Annotated in this window: 16 protein-coding genes; 3 read left to right on the top strand and 13 right to left on the bottom strand. The window is 71.3% G+C overall.

The features are described from left to right. Positions 1 to 513: 513 nt before the first annotated feature. On the top strand, positions 514 to 837 hold the full coding sequence (locus IG90_RS0102555) for a helix-turn-helix domain-containing protein (protein ID WP_051859938.1): 324 nt from the start codon (positions 514 to 516) through the stop codon (positions 835 to 837). A gap of 88 nt (positions 838 to 925) precedes the next feature. Then, positions 926 to 1,393, top strand: a complete 468-nt coding sequence (locus IG90_RS0102550; RefSeq protein WP_157846277.1) for a hypothetical protein — start codon at positions 926 to 928, stop codon at positions 1,391 to 1,393. Positions 1,394 to 1,539: 146 nt separating this feature from the next. Here the strand turns inward: IG90_RS0102550 and IG90_RS0102545 are convergent, their stop codons facing one another. Then, positions 1,540 to 3,165, bottom strand: a complete 1,626-nt coding sequence (locus IG90_RS0102545) for a peptide chain release factor 3 (protein WP_233435884.1) — start codon at positions 3,163 to 3,165, stop codon at positions 1,540 to 1,542. Between the two features lie 395 nt (positions 3,166 to 3,560). Here IG90_RS0102545 and IG90_RS0102540 point away from each other — a divergent pair, with 395 nt between their 5' ends. Next, entirely contained in the window at positions 3,561 to 3,911 is a 351-nt protein-coding gene (locus tag IG90_RS0102540; RefSeq protein WP_030576761.1) for a DMT family transporter, read from the top strand. 142 nt (positions 3,912 to 4,053) lie between these two features. On the opposite strand, the gene IG90_RS45120 is transcribed toward IG90_RS0102540, so the two are convergent. From IG90_RS45120 to IG90_RS0102480, 12 genes are all read right to left on the bottom strand, one after another. After that, positions 4,054 to 4,287 carry a hypothetical protein gene (locus tag IG90_RS45120; RefSeq protein ID WP_209443540.1) on the bottom strand — a complete coding sequence of 78 codons (234 nt, stop codon included), beginning with the start codon at positions 4,285 to 4,287 and terminating at the stop codon, positions 4,054 to 4,056. Positions 4,288 to 4,525: 238 nt separating this feature from the next. Then, positions 4,526 to 6,130, bottom strand: coding sequence for an ABC transporter permease (locus IG90_RS0102530; protein ID WP_063739466.1), 1,605 nt, complete (start codon positions 6,128 to 6,130; stop codon positions 4,526 to 4,528). Beyond that, positions 6,127 to 6,813: an ATP-binding cassette domain-containing protein gene (locus IG90_RS0102525; RefSeq protein WP_030576754.1), complete on the bottom strand. Its 687-nt coding sequence runs from the start codon at positions 6,811 to 6,813 to the stop codon at positions 6,127 to 6,129. The genes IG90_RS0102530 and IG90_RS0102525 overlap by 4 nt, the downstream gene beginning before the upstream one ends. 24 nt (positions 6,814 to 6,837) lie before the next feature. Then, positions 6,838 to 7,152: a hypothetical protein gene (locus IG90_RS0102520; RefSeq protein WP_030576751.1), complete on the bottom strand. Its 315-nt coding sequence runs from the start codon at positions 7,150 to 7,152 to the stop codon at positions 6,838 to 6,840. Between the two features lie 6 nt (positions 7,153 to 7,158). Continuing rightward, positions 7,159 to 7,860 carry a methyltransferase family protein gene (locus IG90_RS0102515; RefSeq protein WP_033893537.1) on the bottom strand — a complete coding sequence of 234 codons (702 nt, stop codon included), beginning with the start codon at positions 7,858 to 7,860 and terminating at the stop codon, positions 7,159 to 7,161. Next, positions 7,853 to 8,116 carry a hypothetical protein gene (locus tag IG90_RS0102510; protein WP_233435883.1) on the bottom strand — a complete coding sequence of 88 codons (264 nt, stop codon included), beginning with the start codon at positions 8,114 to 8,116 and terminating at the stop codon, positions 7,853 to 7,855. The genes IG90_RS0102515 and IG90_RS0102510 overlap by 8 nt, the downstream gene beginning before the upstream one ends. A 41-nt stretch (positions 8,117 to 8,157) precedes the next feature. Further along, positions 8,158 to 8,409, bottom strand: coding sequence for a DUF2933 domain-containing protein (locus IG90_RS0102505; protein WP_051859932.1), 252 nt, complete (start codon positions 8,407 to 8,409; stop codon positions 8,158 to 8,160). A gap of 299 nt (positions 8,410 to 8,708) precedes the next feature. Then, entirely contained in the window at positions 8,709 to 11,225 is a 2,517-nt protein-coding gene (locus IG90_RS0102500) for a heavy metal translocating P-type ATPase (RefSeq protein WP_030576739.1), read from the bottom strand. 221 nt (positions 11,226 to 11,446) lie between these two features. Further along, complete coding sequence (locus IG90_RS0102495; protein ID WP_209443539.1) at positions 11,447 to 12,427, bottom strand: YVTN family beta-propeller repeat protein; 981 nt, start codon at positions 12,425 to 12,427, stop codon at positions 11,447 to 11,449. A 303-nt stretch (positions 12,428 to 12,730) separates the two neighbouring features. Then, a complete protein-coding gene (locus IG90_RS0102490; protein WP_169779580.1) occupies positions 12,731 to 13,141 on the bottom strand; it encodes a hypothetical protein in 411 nt (136 codons plus the stop codon). Next, positions 13,114 to 14,214 (bottom strand): cytochrome b, encoded by a 1,101-nt coding sequence (locus IG90_RS0102485; RefSeq protein ID WP_078585158.1) that lies wholly within the window; start codon positions 14,212 to 14,214, stop codon positions 13,114 to 13,116. The genes IG90_RS0102490 and IG90_RS0102485 overlap by 28 nt, the downstream gene beginning before the upstream one ends. Next, a complete protein-coding gene (locus tag IG90_RS0102480) occupies positions 14,211 to 14,807 on the bottom strand; it encodes a hypothetical protein (RefSeq protein WP_030576728.1) in 597 nt (198 codons plus the stop codon). Before IG90_RS0102480 ends, IG90_RS0102485 begins: the two co-directional genes overlap by 4 nt. Positions 14,808 to 14,834: the final 27 nt, after the last annotated feature.

The following is a 14,834-nucleotide window of genomic DNA, read 5'->3' as shown; positions in this document are numbered from 1 at the left end:
GAAACCTCCCCTCAATTCCCAGATCCGGAATCCGCAATGAGCGTATCCAGCAACACCTCAGCCCGGTAGGGCTTCTCCTGAAATACCCCCGCCACAGCCGCAGAGAAAAGAGGGGGATGAATTCGAACGGAATCCGAAAGGAGGAACTCAGTCATCGGCATTCAGTGATACCCCGCACATCCCACACTCCTTGGCCTGCGCTTTCTTTCCGAGACCTCAGTTACCCAGCGTCAGTGACCTGCGTGCAGAACGGGAGGGGGCGCACAGGAGTGAAATGACCCCGCAAGGCAGAAAGGGGCCGGGGTCATCCCCTCATCCGCGGCCCGGCGCGGGGGCTTGGCGGCGCCCGGTGGCCGCTCAAAGGTGCGACGGAGGTGATGCGTCGGTGCGGGTGAGTGCCATGCTGTCGCGAATGGTGTATGTGGTGTATGTATGCACCGCTCGATGAGAGTGGGCGCCCCGGCGTCCGGCAGCGAGGACCGGCGGCACATGGGTGCGTGGGATGATCCATGTATGCCCCGGAGCAGTAACGACAAGGTGCCTCGCGACTACGTCGCTTCAGGCATCTGGCCGCACGCCGCTCTCGCCCCCGACGCCCCTGTCAGCGCCCACTACGGCCAGGCCCTCGCCCGCAACATCGAACGCGCCCTCGCCTCCACCGGGCAGAGCCTGCGGACGCTGGCCGAGGTCACGGGAATCACGCACTCCACCATCAGCCGGGTCGTCAACGGCAGGGTGCTGCCCGACCTCGGCACCCTCGCCCGCCTGGAGGCCGCCCTGGGCTTCCAGATCTGGCCCGGCCTTGCCGCGCTGCCCCATTCCGTCTCCGCCGACTGACGGCGCCTGTGCCGCCTGAAAGGGTGGCCCGTCCCCCGCCTGCCCGCCTGGACGCGCGCGACACCGTGCCCGCCCCTACGCTCACGTCATGTGCATGTATGCACCGCCCGGGTGCGGTGACTGCGACGTCCTGCTGGCCTGCTTCGACCCCGCCCACCGCATCGCGCTGGTCCGTCCCGGCATGCCGGCTGGCGGCCGGCCGCCAGCCCTGCCCGCCGCCCGGCGCCGGGCGGGCGAACCGTACCGGCAGGCGGCCGACCGCCTCGCTGGTGCGATGGCCCCTGCCGGTGCGCTCCGTTTCGGCAAGGTCACCGGCCGGATCCCCGCTGTTGCGCCGGGCAACGCGGCACAACAGCGGGCAGAACGCCGCCTGTTCACCGCGCATGCCCCCGCGCCGGATGACCTCCACGCCCCGGCGGACGGGGCGCAACTGATGTGGCTTCCGCACGGCGACGCCGCTGCACAGGTGACGCACCTGGCGATCGCCGACCTCGACCTCTTCCTCCAGGGCTACGCGGAGGGCTGGATCCCGGACGGATGGATCACACTCGGCTGAGCCCGCCCCGGGCCGTCGCGGCCCGGCGCCCGGAGCACGGCAAGAGAATCCGGCGGGCCCGGAGCGGCTGCGCCGCAGCCGGATCTGCGGCATCCGCCTGCCCGTCGTCCCAGACCGGGAATGAACGTCTCCGCGCCACTGAACAGTCAGTCGTGAGCGGCGATGAGGTGGTCGAGGCGGGCGTCGGGGAACTCGCGCTGGAAGGAGTCGGCCTGCCAGCGGTCGCGGAAGAGAGCGAGCCGGGCCTCGTCGCGGACCCGGGTGAGTGCCTCGCCCCTGATCCGGGAGCGGCCCAGCACCTCGGCACCGGCCGGGTCGGTGGCCCGCGCGAGGCGGTACGGCAGCGTCTCCAGCCTGACCGCGGCGGAGAACTCGCCGGCCATCCTTGCCGCGACGACCTCGAACTGCATCAGGCCGACCGCAGCCAGGACCGGGGCATGGTCCCCGCGCAGATCGGAGACCAGCACCTGCACCACACCCTCCTCATCCAACTGGGCGATGCCGCGCCGGAACTGCTTGGAGCGGGAGAGGTCGACCGGCCGGGCGACGGCGAAGTGCTCGGGCGCGAAGGTGGGCATCGGCGGGAAGAGGGCGGCCTGGTCCGCGTAGAGGGTGTCGCCCACCCGCAGGGCGCCCGCGTTGACCAGGCCGACCACGTCGCCCGGATAGGCAATGTCGACGGTGGAGCGGTCCTGGCCGAAGACGCTGTGCGCGTACTTGGTGGCGAACGGCCTTCCCGTCGCGGCCCGTGTGACGGTCATGCCGCGCTCGAAGATGCCGGAGCACACCCGTATGAAGGCGATCCGGTCGCGGTGCCAGCGGTTCATGTTCGCCTGCACCTTGAACACCAGCCCCGCGAACGGCGCGTCGACGGGGCGGGTGCCGCCGCCCGCCAGCTCCCGCGGCCCGGGCGGCGGGGCGAGGTCGACGACGGCGTCCAGCAGCAGCCGCACGCCGATGTTGGAGACGGCCGCGCCGAAGAACACCGGCGTGGTCCGGCCCGCCATGAACGCCTCCTTGTCGTGTATGGCGCCGGCGGCCCGCAGCAACTCCAGCTCCTCCACCGCTCGTTCCCAGTCCGTGCCCTCCGCGGCCGCCATCCGCCCTGCCGGTATCGCCTCCTCGACGGCCTCGTGGACGCCTCCGGGGGTGCGGGTGTAGCGCAGCATCCGCTCCGGGGCGCGCACGTCGATCAGCCCGCGCAGACACCCGGCTCTCCCGACCGGCCAGGTGACCGGTGTGGGCCTGAGGCGGAACTCGCGCTCGATCTCGTCCAGCAGCTCCAGGGCCTCGCGCCCGGGCCGGTCCCACTTGTTGACGAACGTGATCACGGGGATGCCGCGGTGGCGGCAGACGTCGAAGAGCTTGCGGGTCCGTTCCTCCAGGCCCTTGGCCGCGTCGATGAGCATCACCGCGCAGTCCACCGCCGCCAGGACGCGGTAGGTGTCCTCGGAGAAATCCGCGTGACCGGGGGTGTCCAGCAGGTTGAGCACGCACCCGCCGTGCGCGAACTGCAGCACGGCCGAGGTGACCGAGATGCCACGGGCCTTCTCCATCTCCATCCAGTCCGAGGCCACCCGGCGCCGCCCGGCCTTGCCGTGCACCGCACCCGCCCTGGTGATGGCGTGGGCGTGCAGCGCGAGCGCCTCGGTGAGCGTGGACTTGCCCGCGTCGGGATGACTGATCAGCGCAAAGGTGCGCCGCCGCGCCGCCTCATGGGCCGCCGCCCCTCTGCCGTCCGGGACCACACACACCGCCTCCACACCCGCCACCGCGTCATGAGCCAGGTGAGGTGGCCGTGCGGAGAACGGACGACATCCTCCGCCGACGTCTGCCCCCGGCACAAGTCTTCGTACCGTGCATCGGCCTCGACCCGGTTCGCACGCCATGCCACCAGTTCCGCGTATCCGCTCGTCAGTCTCCGGCAGCGGCGTTCCCTCGCCGGGCAGTTGCTCCAAACGTCCGGCCCGCGCGGTGCCGCCTCCGGCGTCAATTTCTCCTCGTGGCGGCTGCTCGTCAGCTGGGAACGACGCGAGTGTGACTGGGCCCCGGGGTCGCCGACAACCGCGGTCGTCCAGCGCATACTCGTGCCGAGACGATGAACCCGGTCGGCGCGGCGGGTCGCCGGACCTGCCAACCCGAGGCGTGGAGGTGCTCGCACATGGCCATGGCGTGGCTGCTGGTCACCGTCGCCGGACTGTTCGAGACCGGCTTCGCGGTGAGCCTCAAGCTGTCCGACGGCTTCACCCGGCTCTGGCCGACCGTCGGGTTCTGCGTTTTCGCGCTGGCCAGCTTCGGTCTGCTGACGCTCTCGCTGAAGAAACTGGACGTCGGCCCCGCGTACGCGGTGTGGACCGGCATCGGTGCGTCGGGCACGGCGATCTACGGCATGGCCTTCCTCGGCGACCTGGTCTCCACCCTCAAGATCCTCTCGATCACCTTAGTGATCGTCGGGGTCATCGGTCTGCAGCTGTCCGGCTCCGCCCGTGAGCCCGCGGACCGCCCACCGCAGCCCTGACCAGCGGGTCCGGGCCGCAGCCGGGCGAAGTGCCGGCCGTTGCGCAGGCATCGCCCACGACAGTGCACACTGCCGGCATACCGCGCGAACTTGAAGCCGCACGGACGACCGGTTACCCGGTAGCCAGAGGACGATCGCGGCGTCAGCCGGCGAGCATCACGCCCAGGAACAGCGCGGCGAGGGCGCTGAGCGCGGTCAGGGCACCGAAGACGGCGAGGCCGGTCGCGGTGCGGGCGCGTGCGTGCAGCCACGCGGTCAGGCCGGAGACCGCGACAGCGGCGATCTTGACGGTGAGCGTCACCTCGTACCGTCCGGTGATCTCGTCCCGCTCGGCGATGACGTTCCACGCGCCGGTGGCCACCAGAACGGCGACCACGCCACCTGGCTGAACCGGCGAGCGGCCGCACGCGTCACGTCCGAGCCGAGGCGCCGCAGTACGGGTACGAGCGCCGCCAACGTCAACTGGCCGCCGACCCACACGGTGGCGGCCAGCACGTGCAAGAACATCCGGAGCGTGTCCCAACCCACAGGCAGCATGGATGTCCGTCCCTTCGAGTCCGCCCGCGACGGCAGCATGCACCATCCCGCCGGGAGAGGCGTACACGCAGAGTCGGTCAGGCGACGCGCCCGAGGTGCTTGGTAGTCCTCAGGGGCGCAGTGGTCGGCTGACGACGTGAATGAGCTGTGCGCCGGGTGGTGTGCATGCCGCGGCGGAACACCACGGTGGCGGCCGCGGTGATGCCCGCGAGCCAGGCGAAGGCGATCAGCAGGGGGCCGGTCTGGTCGAAGTTCCCGGTGAGGACGGCGTCGGTGAGGACGCGGAAGCCGCCGTAGCCGGGCAGGTAGTGGGCCCAGGCGGGTGGCATCGAGTAGAGCATGGGGTCCTGGTAGATGCCGAGGTCGAGGAACGGCACCATGAAGGCGACCAGGACCCCGGCGATCCGCCCGAACAGCGGCGCGAGGATCACGCCGAGCAGGGCGTAGGTGAGGGCGAGGAGCGTGTTGGCCGCGATGTAGCTGCCCCACTGGCGGATGTCGGCAACGGCGGCGGTGACCGCCAGGGACACGCCGACGATGAGCAGGGCGGCGATCGCGATCAGGGCGAGGCGCGCGGCCAGCAACGGGCCGGGCCGTTGCCCCGCCAGCACCAGGCGCCGGTCGGCGGCGCGGGAGTCCAGGGTGAGGAACATGCCGACGAGCACGGCGAGCGAGGAGATGGCGATCGGGGCCATGAAGGCGGGATGGATGCCGGCGCCGAAGGACAGGTCAACCACTGTGCTCACCTGGCGGCCGTTCTCGTCCACCGTCATCCGGGTCTTGCTACCGGGGGCGAGGGCCGTGGCGAGCACGATGAACACTGTGGGGACGGCGGCAAGCAGGACCCACAGCACCCGGTTGCGGCCCCAGTCCAGCAGGCCCGCCTGCAGGGCGGCACGCAGTTGGGCGGTGACGGTGCCCGGTCGGCCGTGCCGGGGCGCGCGGGCGGTGCGGGAGGTCCTGGTCACGACCGTCCAGGCGAGGATCGTGGCGCCGAGCGTCCAGACCAGTGCCCAGCCGAGGTCGCCGACCCGGCCGGCGTGGTGTGAGGGCAGGTCGGTCATCCATAGCGTGACGAAGTGTGTGGGGAACACCCGGCCGGCGGGGCGGGTTGCGGAGCCGAAGACCGGGCCGAACATGACGTCGAGGATCCACACGAAGAAGATCAGCACGATGCCGTTCACGGGACCGGCGACCAGGGCGCCGAGCAGTGCGCCGATGGCCAGGTAGATGACCGCGAACATGAACGTGCCGGCGATCACCTGACCGGGGTGGGTGATGCCGGTGCCGGCCGCGAGGGTGAGCACCGCCGCGGCGGATGCCATCACGGCGAGGGCCAGGCCGGTGGCGGCCCGGGCGGTGGCCAGCCGGCGTGCGGGCAGCCCGGCCAGTATCAGTCGGCGGTCGGCGGCGCGGGCGGCGCGGATCTGGAAGTACATGGCGATGGCCGCGATGAACCCGGCCGCCCAGCCGGCGGTGGCGGTCTGCACCTGCGCGCCGGGCGCGGCGGTGCCGCTGAGCAGTTCGCCGAGCTTGGCGATGGACCCGGAGGCCGCCCCCACGAACACCCCCGGTACCAGGACGAGCATCAGCAGGTTGACCCGGTTGCGGGCGTAGTCGGTCAGGAAGCGGCGTACCAGCAGTGGGCCGGTTCCTCGTGCGGCGGCGGTCATCGGGGTCATTTCGGCACCGTCCCGCCGTCGCGCAGCTGCAGGATGCGGTCGAAGCGGTGCTCGTCGGTGACGAAGTGACTGATGATCAGCACCGAGCGGCCCGCTGTGCGGCGCTGGGCGACCAGGTCCCAGAAGCGCAGATAGGTGTCGAAGTCGAAGCCCGCGTACGGCTCGTCGAGCAGCAGCACCTCCGGGTCGGCCAGCAGCGCCAGGGCGAGGTTGAGCTTGGACAGGGTGCCGCCGGACAGCTGGTCGGCGCGGGTGGTGGCGTAGCGCTCGAAGCCGAGGGCCGCGTACAGGGCGCTGCGGGAGTGCCGGGCGGCCTCGTCCGTCATGGCGTAGGCGCGGCCGAAGAGTTCGAAGTGGTCGTCGCAGGTGAGCCGTTCGTAGACGACGGGCTCCTGCGGGCAGTAGCCGAGCCGTCCGGCGTACGCCACGGTGCCGGCGTCCGCGGCCAGCGCGCCGACGAGGATCTTCATCAGGGTGCTCTTGCCGGAGCCGTTCTCGCCGACCAGGCCGACCACCTCGCCCGGGGTCAGGGTGAGGTCGGCGCCGCGCAGGACCTGGACGCGGTGGCGCAGGGGCCACATTCCGCGTGGGTAGGCCTTCTCGATCCCGTGGGCCTCCAGGAGCGGGCCGTCAAGGGCTTCGGCCGTTGCGGAGTCCTTGCCCGGGACCGTCTCGGCGCTCATGCCGCTCGCCTCCGTCCTCGTGCCTCATGCGGATGTCGTGCCGCGTGACCGGGCTGCTGTCTGCGCGCGGGGGAGGTCGCGGTTCGTGTCCGCGGCGGCGTAGACCAGAGCGGCAGCGGTGGAACCGACGCCCCACAGGCCCCAGAGCAGGGCGGGTGCGTCGATGGGGAGGATGGCCGCGAGGGGCAGCGCGCCGGTGAGGAGCAGGACCGGGGCCGTGCGGTGAATCGTGCGCGGGAGCCCGGTGGGGTCGTGCCGGTGGCGCCGCGTGAGGTGGGCGGCGCAGGCGGCGGTGGTGAGGATCTGTGCCGCGACCAGTGTCCAGGCCAGGGTTTCCATGACGGTTCACCTCCGGGCCGCCGGCGGGCGGGCGCCGGGCTTGCGGGCGGCCGTTCCCGTGGGGCGGCGGTGCGGCTGGTCGGGGCGGCGGAAGCGGGGCCAGAAGGCGGGCGTGTGGGCGGCGTAGGCGGCCCAGTCGTCGCCGAACTCCTTGGCGACCTCGCGTTCCTCGCTGCGGGCCAGGCGGACGTAGACCACCACCAGGACCGGGAACACGATCACGGTGGGGATGGTCGGCCACTGCAGCAGGAAGCCGATCATGATGAGGAGGAAGCCGTCGTACTGGGGGTGGCGCACCCAGGTGTACGGGCCGGTGGTGGCCAGGCGGTTGTGCTGGGCGGCTTCGTGCAGGACCTTCCAGGCCGCGGCGATGAGCCAGAAGCCGACGCCGATGCCGACGTAAGAGGCCAGGTGGAAGGGGCTCAGGTGCGGGTCGCCCTGCCAGCTGATCAGGTCGTTCCACAGGTGCCCGCCCGCGTGGGTGTCCTTCAGCAGCGGGAAGCGGGAACCGAGCCAGCTGCCGAGCAGGTAGATGGTCAGCGGGGTGCCGTACATCTCGGTGAACAGCGCGACCAGGAACGCCGAATAGGCGCCCATGGCCCGCCAGTCCCGCCTGGTCTTGGGATGGAACAGGCTGGCGGCGAAGACGATGAACAGGATGGTGTTGAGGATCACCAGTGGCCACAGGCCGTAGGCGGCGTCAGCCATGACGAACTCCCTCAGGGTGTGGCGTGCGGTGGGCGAGGCCGGCCATCCGGCGGCGGTAGGTAGCGGCGTCGATCTGGCCGGTCAGCAGCCGGTGGGCGAGCTGCCGCTCGGCGGCGACGGCCACGGCCCGGCGGCCGCCCAGCCGGGCCAGTGACGGCCGGTGCCGGGCGGTGAGGGCGAGCAGCCGCACCGTGTCGTGGGCCAGGCCGGCCAGCACCAGTACGAACAGCAGCGCGCCGATCAGCGTGGTGACCACGCCTCACCACCTCCTTCACCCGGGACCGGCGGTGAGGCCGGTCACAGGTGCTTGTGCAGCCGGTCCTGGCTGTTGTCGGTGGGGCGGTCGTCGTGCTGGTGGCCTTCGTGGCCGCTGTGCTGGTCGTGGCCGCCGCCTCCGTGCATGCCGCGCATCATGAACATCATCATCAGCGGGCAGGCGGCGAAGACGGCCAGGAGCAGCAGGGTGCTCAGGGGCGCCCCCAGGGCGACGAGTCCTACGACGAGGATGGCCGCGGCGATCGCGTACGGGGCGTAGTTCTTGTGTTGCATGACGCCCTCCTTCGGTGTCCGTTAGTGGATGGTTGATATACCTCCACCGGGTATCTGTGGATACTGTTGATGCTGCTCCCCTGCGTACTCCGCGGGCAGGGGCCGGGCGGGCCTGTATCGGGCCGAGGGTCCCTGTCGTCCAGGGCCGTTAGGCCCGGTCCCCGGCCGGGCCCCGGGCAGGCCTGGCGCCTGGAGGCCCAGCACGGTGGCGCCAGCGGATCAGCCGAGCGCTCGTAGGGTCTTCACCGGGGAACTCCCATCGAGTGGGCGGCGGACAGCGGGGAGGCGTTGTCGGCTGCTCAGGCGCCGTGGACGGTTCTCGGCGCCACGGGTGTACGCGGCTCGGCTTCGGCGGACGAAGACGACGCTGCGGGCAGTCGCAGCCGTTTCAGGGCGAGCGCGTTGACGGCGACGATGATGCTGGAGCCGGACATGGACACGGCGGCGATCTCCGGGCGCAGGACCAGGCCGACGGCGGGTTCGAAGACGCCGGCGGCGATGGGCAGGGCGATGGAGTTGTAGCCGATGGCCCAGGCGAGGTTCTGCCGCATCTTGCGCAGGGTGCCGCGGCCGATGCGCAGGGCGGTGGGCACGTCCAGGGGATCGGAGCGCATCAGCACCAGGTCGGCGGTCTCGATGGCGACGTCGGTGCCGGCGCCGATGGCGATGCCGAGGTCGGCCTGGGCCAGCGCCGGGGCGTCGTTGACGCCGTCGCCGACCATGGCGACCTTGCGACCGCCCGCCTGCAGTTCGGCGACCTTGGCCGCCTTGTCGCCGGGGAGGACTTCGGCGATCACGGTGTCGATGCCTAGCTGCTCGGCGATGCGTTCGGCGGTGGCCTGGTTGTCGCCGGTGAGCATGACCACCTCGACGCCGAGCGCGTGCAGTTCGGCCACGGCCTGTGCGGAGGTCTCCCGGGGTGCGTCGGCGATGGCGATCAGACCGGCGGCGCGTCCGTCGACGGCGGCGATGACGACGGTGCGGCCGGTGGTGGCCAACTCCTTGCGGCGCTGGGCCAGTTCACCCAGATCGATCTCTTCGCGTTCGGCCAGACGGTGGTTGCCGACCACCACGCGGTGCCCGTCGGCATCGGCGATCGCGCCATGCCCCGGGACGTTCTCGAAACCTTCGGCGCGCACCCCGTCCACACCCTGCCCACCGGCGTACCGGACGACGGCCTCGGCCAGCGGGTGCTCGGACTCCCGCTCCACCGCGGCGACCAGACGCAGCAGCTCGTTCTCCGCCATGCCGTCGGCGGTGACCACGTCAGTCACCTCGGGTTCGCCCTTGGTCAGGGTGCCGGTCTTGTCCATGACGACGACCTGGATCCGGGCGGAGGCCTCCAGGCCGACGGCGTTCTTGAACAGCACGCCCCGCTGGGCGCCCAGCCCGGTGCCGACCATGATCGCGGTGGGGGTGGCCAGGCCCAGGGCATCGGGACAGGTGACGACCACGACCGTGATGGCGAACAGCATCGCGGTGCCCAGCGAGCGGTCGGTGGCCAGCAGCCACACTGCCAGCGTCGCGGCCCCGCCGAGCAGGGCGACGAAGACCAGCCAGAACGCGGCCCGGTCGGCCAGCCGCTGCCCAGGGGCCTTGGAGTTCTGGGCCTGCTGGACGAGTTGGACGATCTGGGCCAGGGCGGTGTCGGCGCCGACCTTGGTGGCCCGGACGCGCAGGGTGCCGTTGGCGTTGATGGTCGCGCCGACGACCTGCGAGCCCGGAGCTTTGTGTACGGGCAGGCTCTCACCGGTGACCATCGACTCGTCGACGTCGCTCTCACCCTCCTCCACCACGCCGTCCACCGCGATCTTCGCGCCGGGCCGGACCAGCAGCAGGTCACCCACCACGACGTCGGCGGTGGGCACTTCGACCGGCTCGCCGTCGCGGATGACGAGCGCCTTGGGCGGGGCGAGGTCGAGGAGGGTGCGGATGGCGTCGTTGGCGCCGCCCCTCGCGCGCATCTCAAACCAGTGGCCCAGCAGCACGAAGGAGGCCAGCACGGTGGCCGCCTCGTAGAAGACGTCGCCGCCCCCGGTGAGCGTGACGATCAGCGAGTACGTCCATCCCGAGCCGACGGCGACCGCGACCAGCACCATCATGTCCAGGGTGCGGGCGCGCAGGGCCCGTAGCGCGCCGTCGAAGAAGATCGTGCACGAGTAGAAGATCACAGGCAGGCTCAGCAGCAGTGCCCACACGTCCTCGCGCAGCCCGAACGGGACCGGGACGTCCAGTCCGAAGACGTCTTCGCCGATGGGCGACCAGATGACGATGGGAATGGAGAAGAGGACGGCGACGAGGAAGCGGTTGCGCATGTCCGCCACCATCTGGGCCATCGACATGCCCTCGTGTCCGCCGTGGCCCATCACCTCGTGCGGGGACGGCATCGCCTCCGGTGCGGCGTGCATCTCGTGCCCGGCATGGGCGGCATGTTCCTCGTGGGCGACCCGAGTTGGCGGCTCGGCGAGTGCCGTATGTCCCTCGTGGCCGACGTGTCCGGCCGCGGTGGCGGCGTGGGGCGGATCCGGCTCGGCCATCGGGTCGCACAGGTGGGCCGGAACGGACTGGCCCGCGCAGTGGTAGCCGCACTCCTCCACCCAACTGCGCAGCTCCGCCAGCGAGGTGAGGTTCGGGTCGAAGACCACGGTCGCTGTCTCCGACACCGGGTTGACCTCGACCTCCAGCACCCCCGGTCGGCGCCCCAGCACGGCGGCGGCGACGTTCTGCTGGGACGCCCAGCGAAGCCCGCCCAGTTCGAGCACCGCGGTGCTGCGGTCCTTGCGGTGGCCCATCGGGTGATCCACGTGATGCTGCATGGACGCTCCTCCTTCGGATGGCGGGTGCGTGTGGAGCATCGACCGCAGCCCTCGCCTACAAAATAATGGTTTTAGTACGCCTGTGCAGGGTGGCCGTGCGTACGCGGCGACAGGGTGCGCACCACTGCGGCCGCCGAAAGCGGGGGCGGTCGGCGGGTGTGACCGCGGTACGCCGCGTCCGGACGGCCGAGGCGGTCCGGAAGAGGGCGGTCCGTCCGTCACTACATGCCGGGCATGTCGTCGGGCATGCCGGTGCCGGACGGGTGGGCTGAGGCCGAGGGGAGCACCACCTTCATTCGGGCGGCGGCCGCGGCCGGTGGGCGGGTGGCGAAGCTGACTCCGTTCGGCTCCTCGCCCACCTTCACGGTGGCGACGGTCCGCCGTGCGGTCAGGTCGAGGACGGACACGGTGCCGTCGTAGAGGTTGGTCGCCCAGGCCCGCCGGCCGGTGGGGTCGACGACCAGGCCGTGCGGGCCGGATCCGGTGGCCAGGCGGCCGGTCACCGTCATGCTCGCGGTGTCGATGAGGGACACCGAGCTGCCGGGCCGGTCCTCGCTGCCCTGGTCGGCCGACAGCAGCGTTCGCCCGTCGGGCGTGAGGTAGGCCTGCGCAGGGGCGGCGGACACAGAGGTTCGCGCCTCGATCCTGCGCGACTCCAGGCTGATCTTCACGACCCCGGCCGGCTGGGAGACGGTGGCGAAGGCGTACCGGCCGTCCGGAGAGATCGCCACCTGGACCGGCGGGCCGCCCACCGGGACGGTGGCGGTCTTGGTGTCGGTCCGGGTGTCGATGATGTCGACCGTTTCGGCCTTCATGTTGGCCACGACCAGGGCGCTGCCGTCGGGAGCCGGACGTGCGCCGTGCGGGCCGCCACCGACCCTGACGACCTTCGTGGGCTTCAGATCGCCTGCCCGGTAGACCGACACCGTGCCGTCGCCGTAGTTGGTGACGTAGCTCTTCGCGCCGTCCGGCGTCACGATCACGTGGGCCGGAGCGGATCCGGTCGGGCCGGTCGCCGTGAGCCGGTAGGTGGTCGTGTCGAGCGCGGCCACGGTGTCGGTGTCACCGCTGACCGCGTACACGTGCTTGCCGTCGAGGGCCACCTGCACGTTGTGCGGCTCGGTGATGCCGCTCACGGTGGTGACCACGGTGCTCGTTGCCGCGTCGATGGCCGTCAGGGCGTTGCCGCCCTCGACAGCCACCCACACTGTGCCCCGCGGGCCGGAGGCCGATTCCGACGCCCTGGCGGCGGGGCGGGAATCCTCGTTTCCCGGCGAGGAACATGCGGCGAGTGTCGCCAGCAACATCGCTGAACCGACTGCTCCAGCCTTCACCTTCCATGACCGCTGACCCACGTCGTCCTTCTCCCATCTCGCCATCAGCAAGCCCGGCCACCCGGTGGGCGGCCAGAGACTCGACCTGCCACGGCGTGCTCGGTCCCACGCTGGCCCTGTCGGCGGCCACTCCATATAGGACTAAGGGCCTTAGTAGTAGGCCGGAGGTCCCTATCGGCGACCCCGGCGCATCTGGCGACAGGCGGTCGGTGCCGAGACCGGGGCATCTGCAGTTTCGGTCGGCGTCCCGGCAGCGGGTGACGAACGGGGTGTGCCCTGGCTCAGGTCTGCTTTCGCCCCCGGGAGCGGACCTCCGCGGCCGGGCCGCCACCGGCGCGGGAAGCGGGGCGGGCCGTTGAGTGCGGTCAGGATCCGGGCGGCCTGGGCGCTGGACGCGACCAGGACGAGGGCGCTGAACGCCACGAGGAGGCCGGTGCCGGGACCGGGACCGGGAGCCGCGCGCATGCCCTGATACAGGGCGCCCATCGCGAGCACCGCGATGGCGAGCAACGTCCAGAACCAGCGCCGGGCGCGCCGTGGGTCGGCGGCGTACATCAGTGCCCCCTGGGGTTGTTGACCCACACGTTCACGGTGATCGCGGCCAGCGCGAGGAGCACGACGACGGCCGTGGCGGTGGCCGCCTTCCGCTCCCGCCACCGGCGCTTCGGTCCGCGGTCGAGGAACGGCACCAGGAACAGCAGCCCGAAGACCCCGGCGATGACGAAGGCGATCGAGGCGACCCCGAACCACTCCTCCATCGGGAAGAACCACCAGAACATCCACAGCGGCCGGGTGACTTCGATCCCCTCCACCGGGGTCGGCCCGATCACCGGTGGAATGAGGACGGCCAGCGCGGAGAGCACGCCGAGCAGCACCAGGCCGAAGGCTGCGACCCGCTTCAGGTGGGCGGTGAACGGCTCGGGCGTCTCCTTCTCCGGAGCCGGGATCTCCGGGTGGGGCGAGATCTTGTGGCGCTTGACCAGCAGCGCGTGCCAGACGAAGAGCAGCAGGATCAGCCCGGGGATGATCACCGCGTGGGCGGTGTAGAGGCGCAGCAGCAGCGGCACCTGGTCGGTGAGGTCGGAGGTGAACCAGATGCCCGCGCCGCCGAGCAGTTCGGCGACGTCCAGGTTGTGGATGAGCGCCTCGTATCCCTCCTGGTCCCACTTGATGACCGTGCCGGTGAAGATGGCCAGGAAGGTGAGCAGGAACATCGCGACGCCGAGGATCCAGTTGCCCTCGCGGGGCTTCTTGAACGAGGCGTGGAAGAACACCCGCAGCAGGTGCAGCAGCGCCAGGACGAACATCGTCTGGGCGGCCCAGTAGTGCAGGCCGCGAGCGAAGCCGCCCAGCCAGACGTCGGTGACCAGATCGCGGACGGACTGGTTGGCGTTCTCCGGCATGGGTGAGTAGAACTGCGCGATGTAGATGCCGGTGACCAGCAGGATCACGAACGAGACCGCGGTCAGTCCGCCCAGGCTCCAGGTGAGGTTGTTGGCGTGCTCGGGCACCGGGTATGCCAGCGCCTTGATGCCCATCCGTTCGTCGACCGCGTCGACGGCGCGGCGGAATCCGCCGGGCCGGGGAGGTGCCCCACGCACAGTGGGGGTGGCCCCGGCGGCGCCGTGTCCCGGCGCGTGCCGGTCGGCGGTCATGATTCCTCCCCCGCATCGCGGTGCTCGAGTTGTCGGATGGTGTGCGGGGGACGCCAGCGATGGGACAGCCACAGCCCGCCGACGACGGCCGCGCCGGCCAGGCCGAGCAGGACGGCGTCACCGTCGTCCGAGACACCGCGGGCGGGCCGGAACTCGCCGAGGATCTCACTGGTGCCGGTCTCGGTTCCGGTGGCGAACGCCCCTGCCTCCGGGGCCGAGGGCAGCTTGCCGCCGAGGGCGTCCAGCAGCAGCGTGCGGGCCTGCTCGTCGGCCGCCTCGGTGCGGCCCGGCCGCTCGACGACGTCGAGGGCCTGACGGACCGGAACCAGGTCGACGCCCTCCTTCTCCGGGGCCATGAGGGCGTCCTCGATGCGTTCGGCGACCCGTGCGTCGCCGGCGTCGTTGGCGATCAGCGAGATGGCCTGCTCGGCCAGCACCGACGCCTCGTCGCTCTCCTCCTCGTCGGCCCGGGCGGAGCCGGAGAGCAGCCCGATGAGCAGCAGGGCCGCCGCTGCGGCCACGACGCCGCCGCGTCTCGGAACGCTGTCGAGGCGCCTGGGCTGCGCCGTGTTCCCATGAAGCGATGTGTGCATCACAGTCTCCGTTCGCTGTGACACCCA

This window comes from Streptomyces anulatus, from assembly GCF_000721175.1.
Classification (GTDB): Bacteria; Actinomycetota; Actinomycetes; order Streptomycetales; family Streptomycetaceae; genus Streptomyces; species Streptomyces anulatus_C.
The sequence above is the reverse complement of the archived record's forward strand: the minus strand, read 5'-3'. Positions and strand labels throughout refer to the sequence as shown.

Bases quoted from the DNA above. Each gene is read 5' to 3' on its own strand.
- IG90_RS0102555 (WP_051859938.1), top strand. From the start codon at position 514: ATGCCCCGGAGCAGTAACGACAAGGTGCCTCGCGACTACGTCGCTTCA.
- IG90_RS0102550 (WP_157846277.1), top strand. From the start codon at position 926: ATGTGCATGTATGCACCGCCCGGGTGCGGTGACTGCGACGTCCTGCTG.
- IG90_RS0102540 (WP_030576761.1), top strand. From the start codon at position 3,561: ATGGCGTGGCTGCTGGTCACCGTCGCCGGACTGTTCGAGACCGGCTTC.
- IG90_RS0102530 (WP_063739466.1), bottom strand. From the start codon at position 6,130: ATGACCCCGATGACCGCCGCCGCACGAGGAACCGGCCCACTGCTGGTA.
- IG90_RS0102525 (WP_030576754.1), bottom strand. From the start codon at position 6,813: ATGAGCGCCGAGACGGTCCCGGGCAAGGACTCCGCAACGGCCGAAGCC.
- IG90_RS0102520 (WP_030576751.1), bottom strand. From the start codon at position 7,152: ATGGAAACCCTGGCCTGGACACTGGTCGCGGCACAGATCCTCACCACC.
- IG90_RS0102515 (WP_033893537.1), bottom strand. From the start codon at position 7,860: ATGGCTGACGCCGCCTACGGCCTGTGGCCACTGGTGATCCTCAACACC.
- IG90_RS0102505 (WP_051859932.1), bottom strand. From the start codon at position 8,409: ATGCAACACAAGAACTACGCCCCGTACGCGATCGCCGCGGCCATCCTC.
- IG90_RS0102500 (WP_030576739.1), bottom strand. From the start codon at position 11,225: ATGCAGCATCACGTGGATCACCCGATGGGCCACCGCAAGGACCGCAGC.
- IG90_RS0102485 (WP_078585158.1), bottom strand. From the start codon at position 14,214: ATGACCGCCGACCGGCACGCGCCGGGACACGGCGCCGCCGGGGCCACC.
- IG90_RS0102480 (WP_030576728.1), bottom strand. From the start codon at position 14,807: ATGCACACATCGCTTCATGGGAACACGGCGCAGCCCAGGCGCCTCGAC.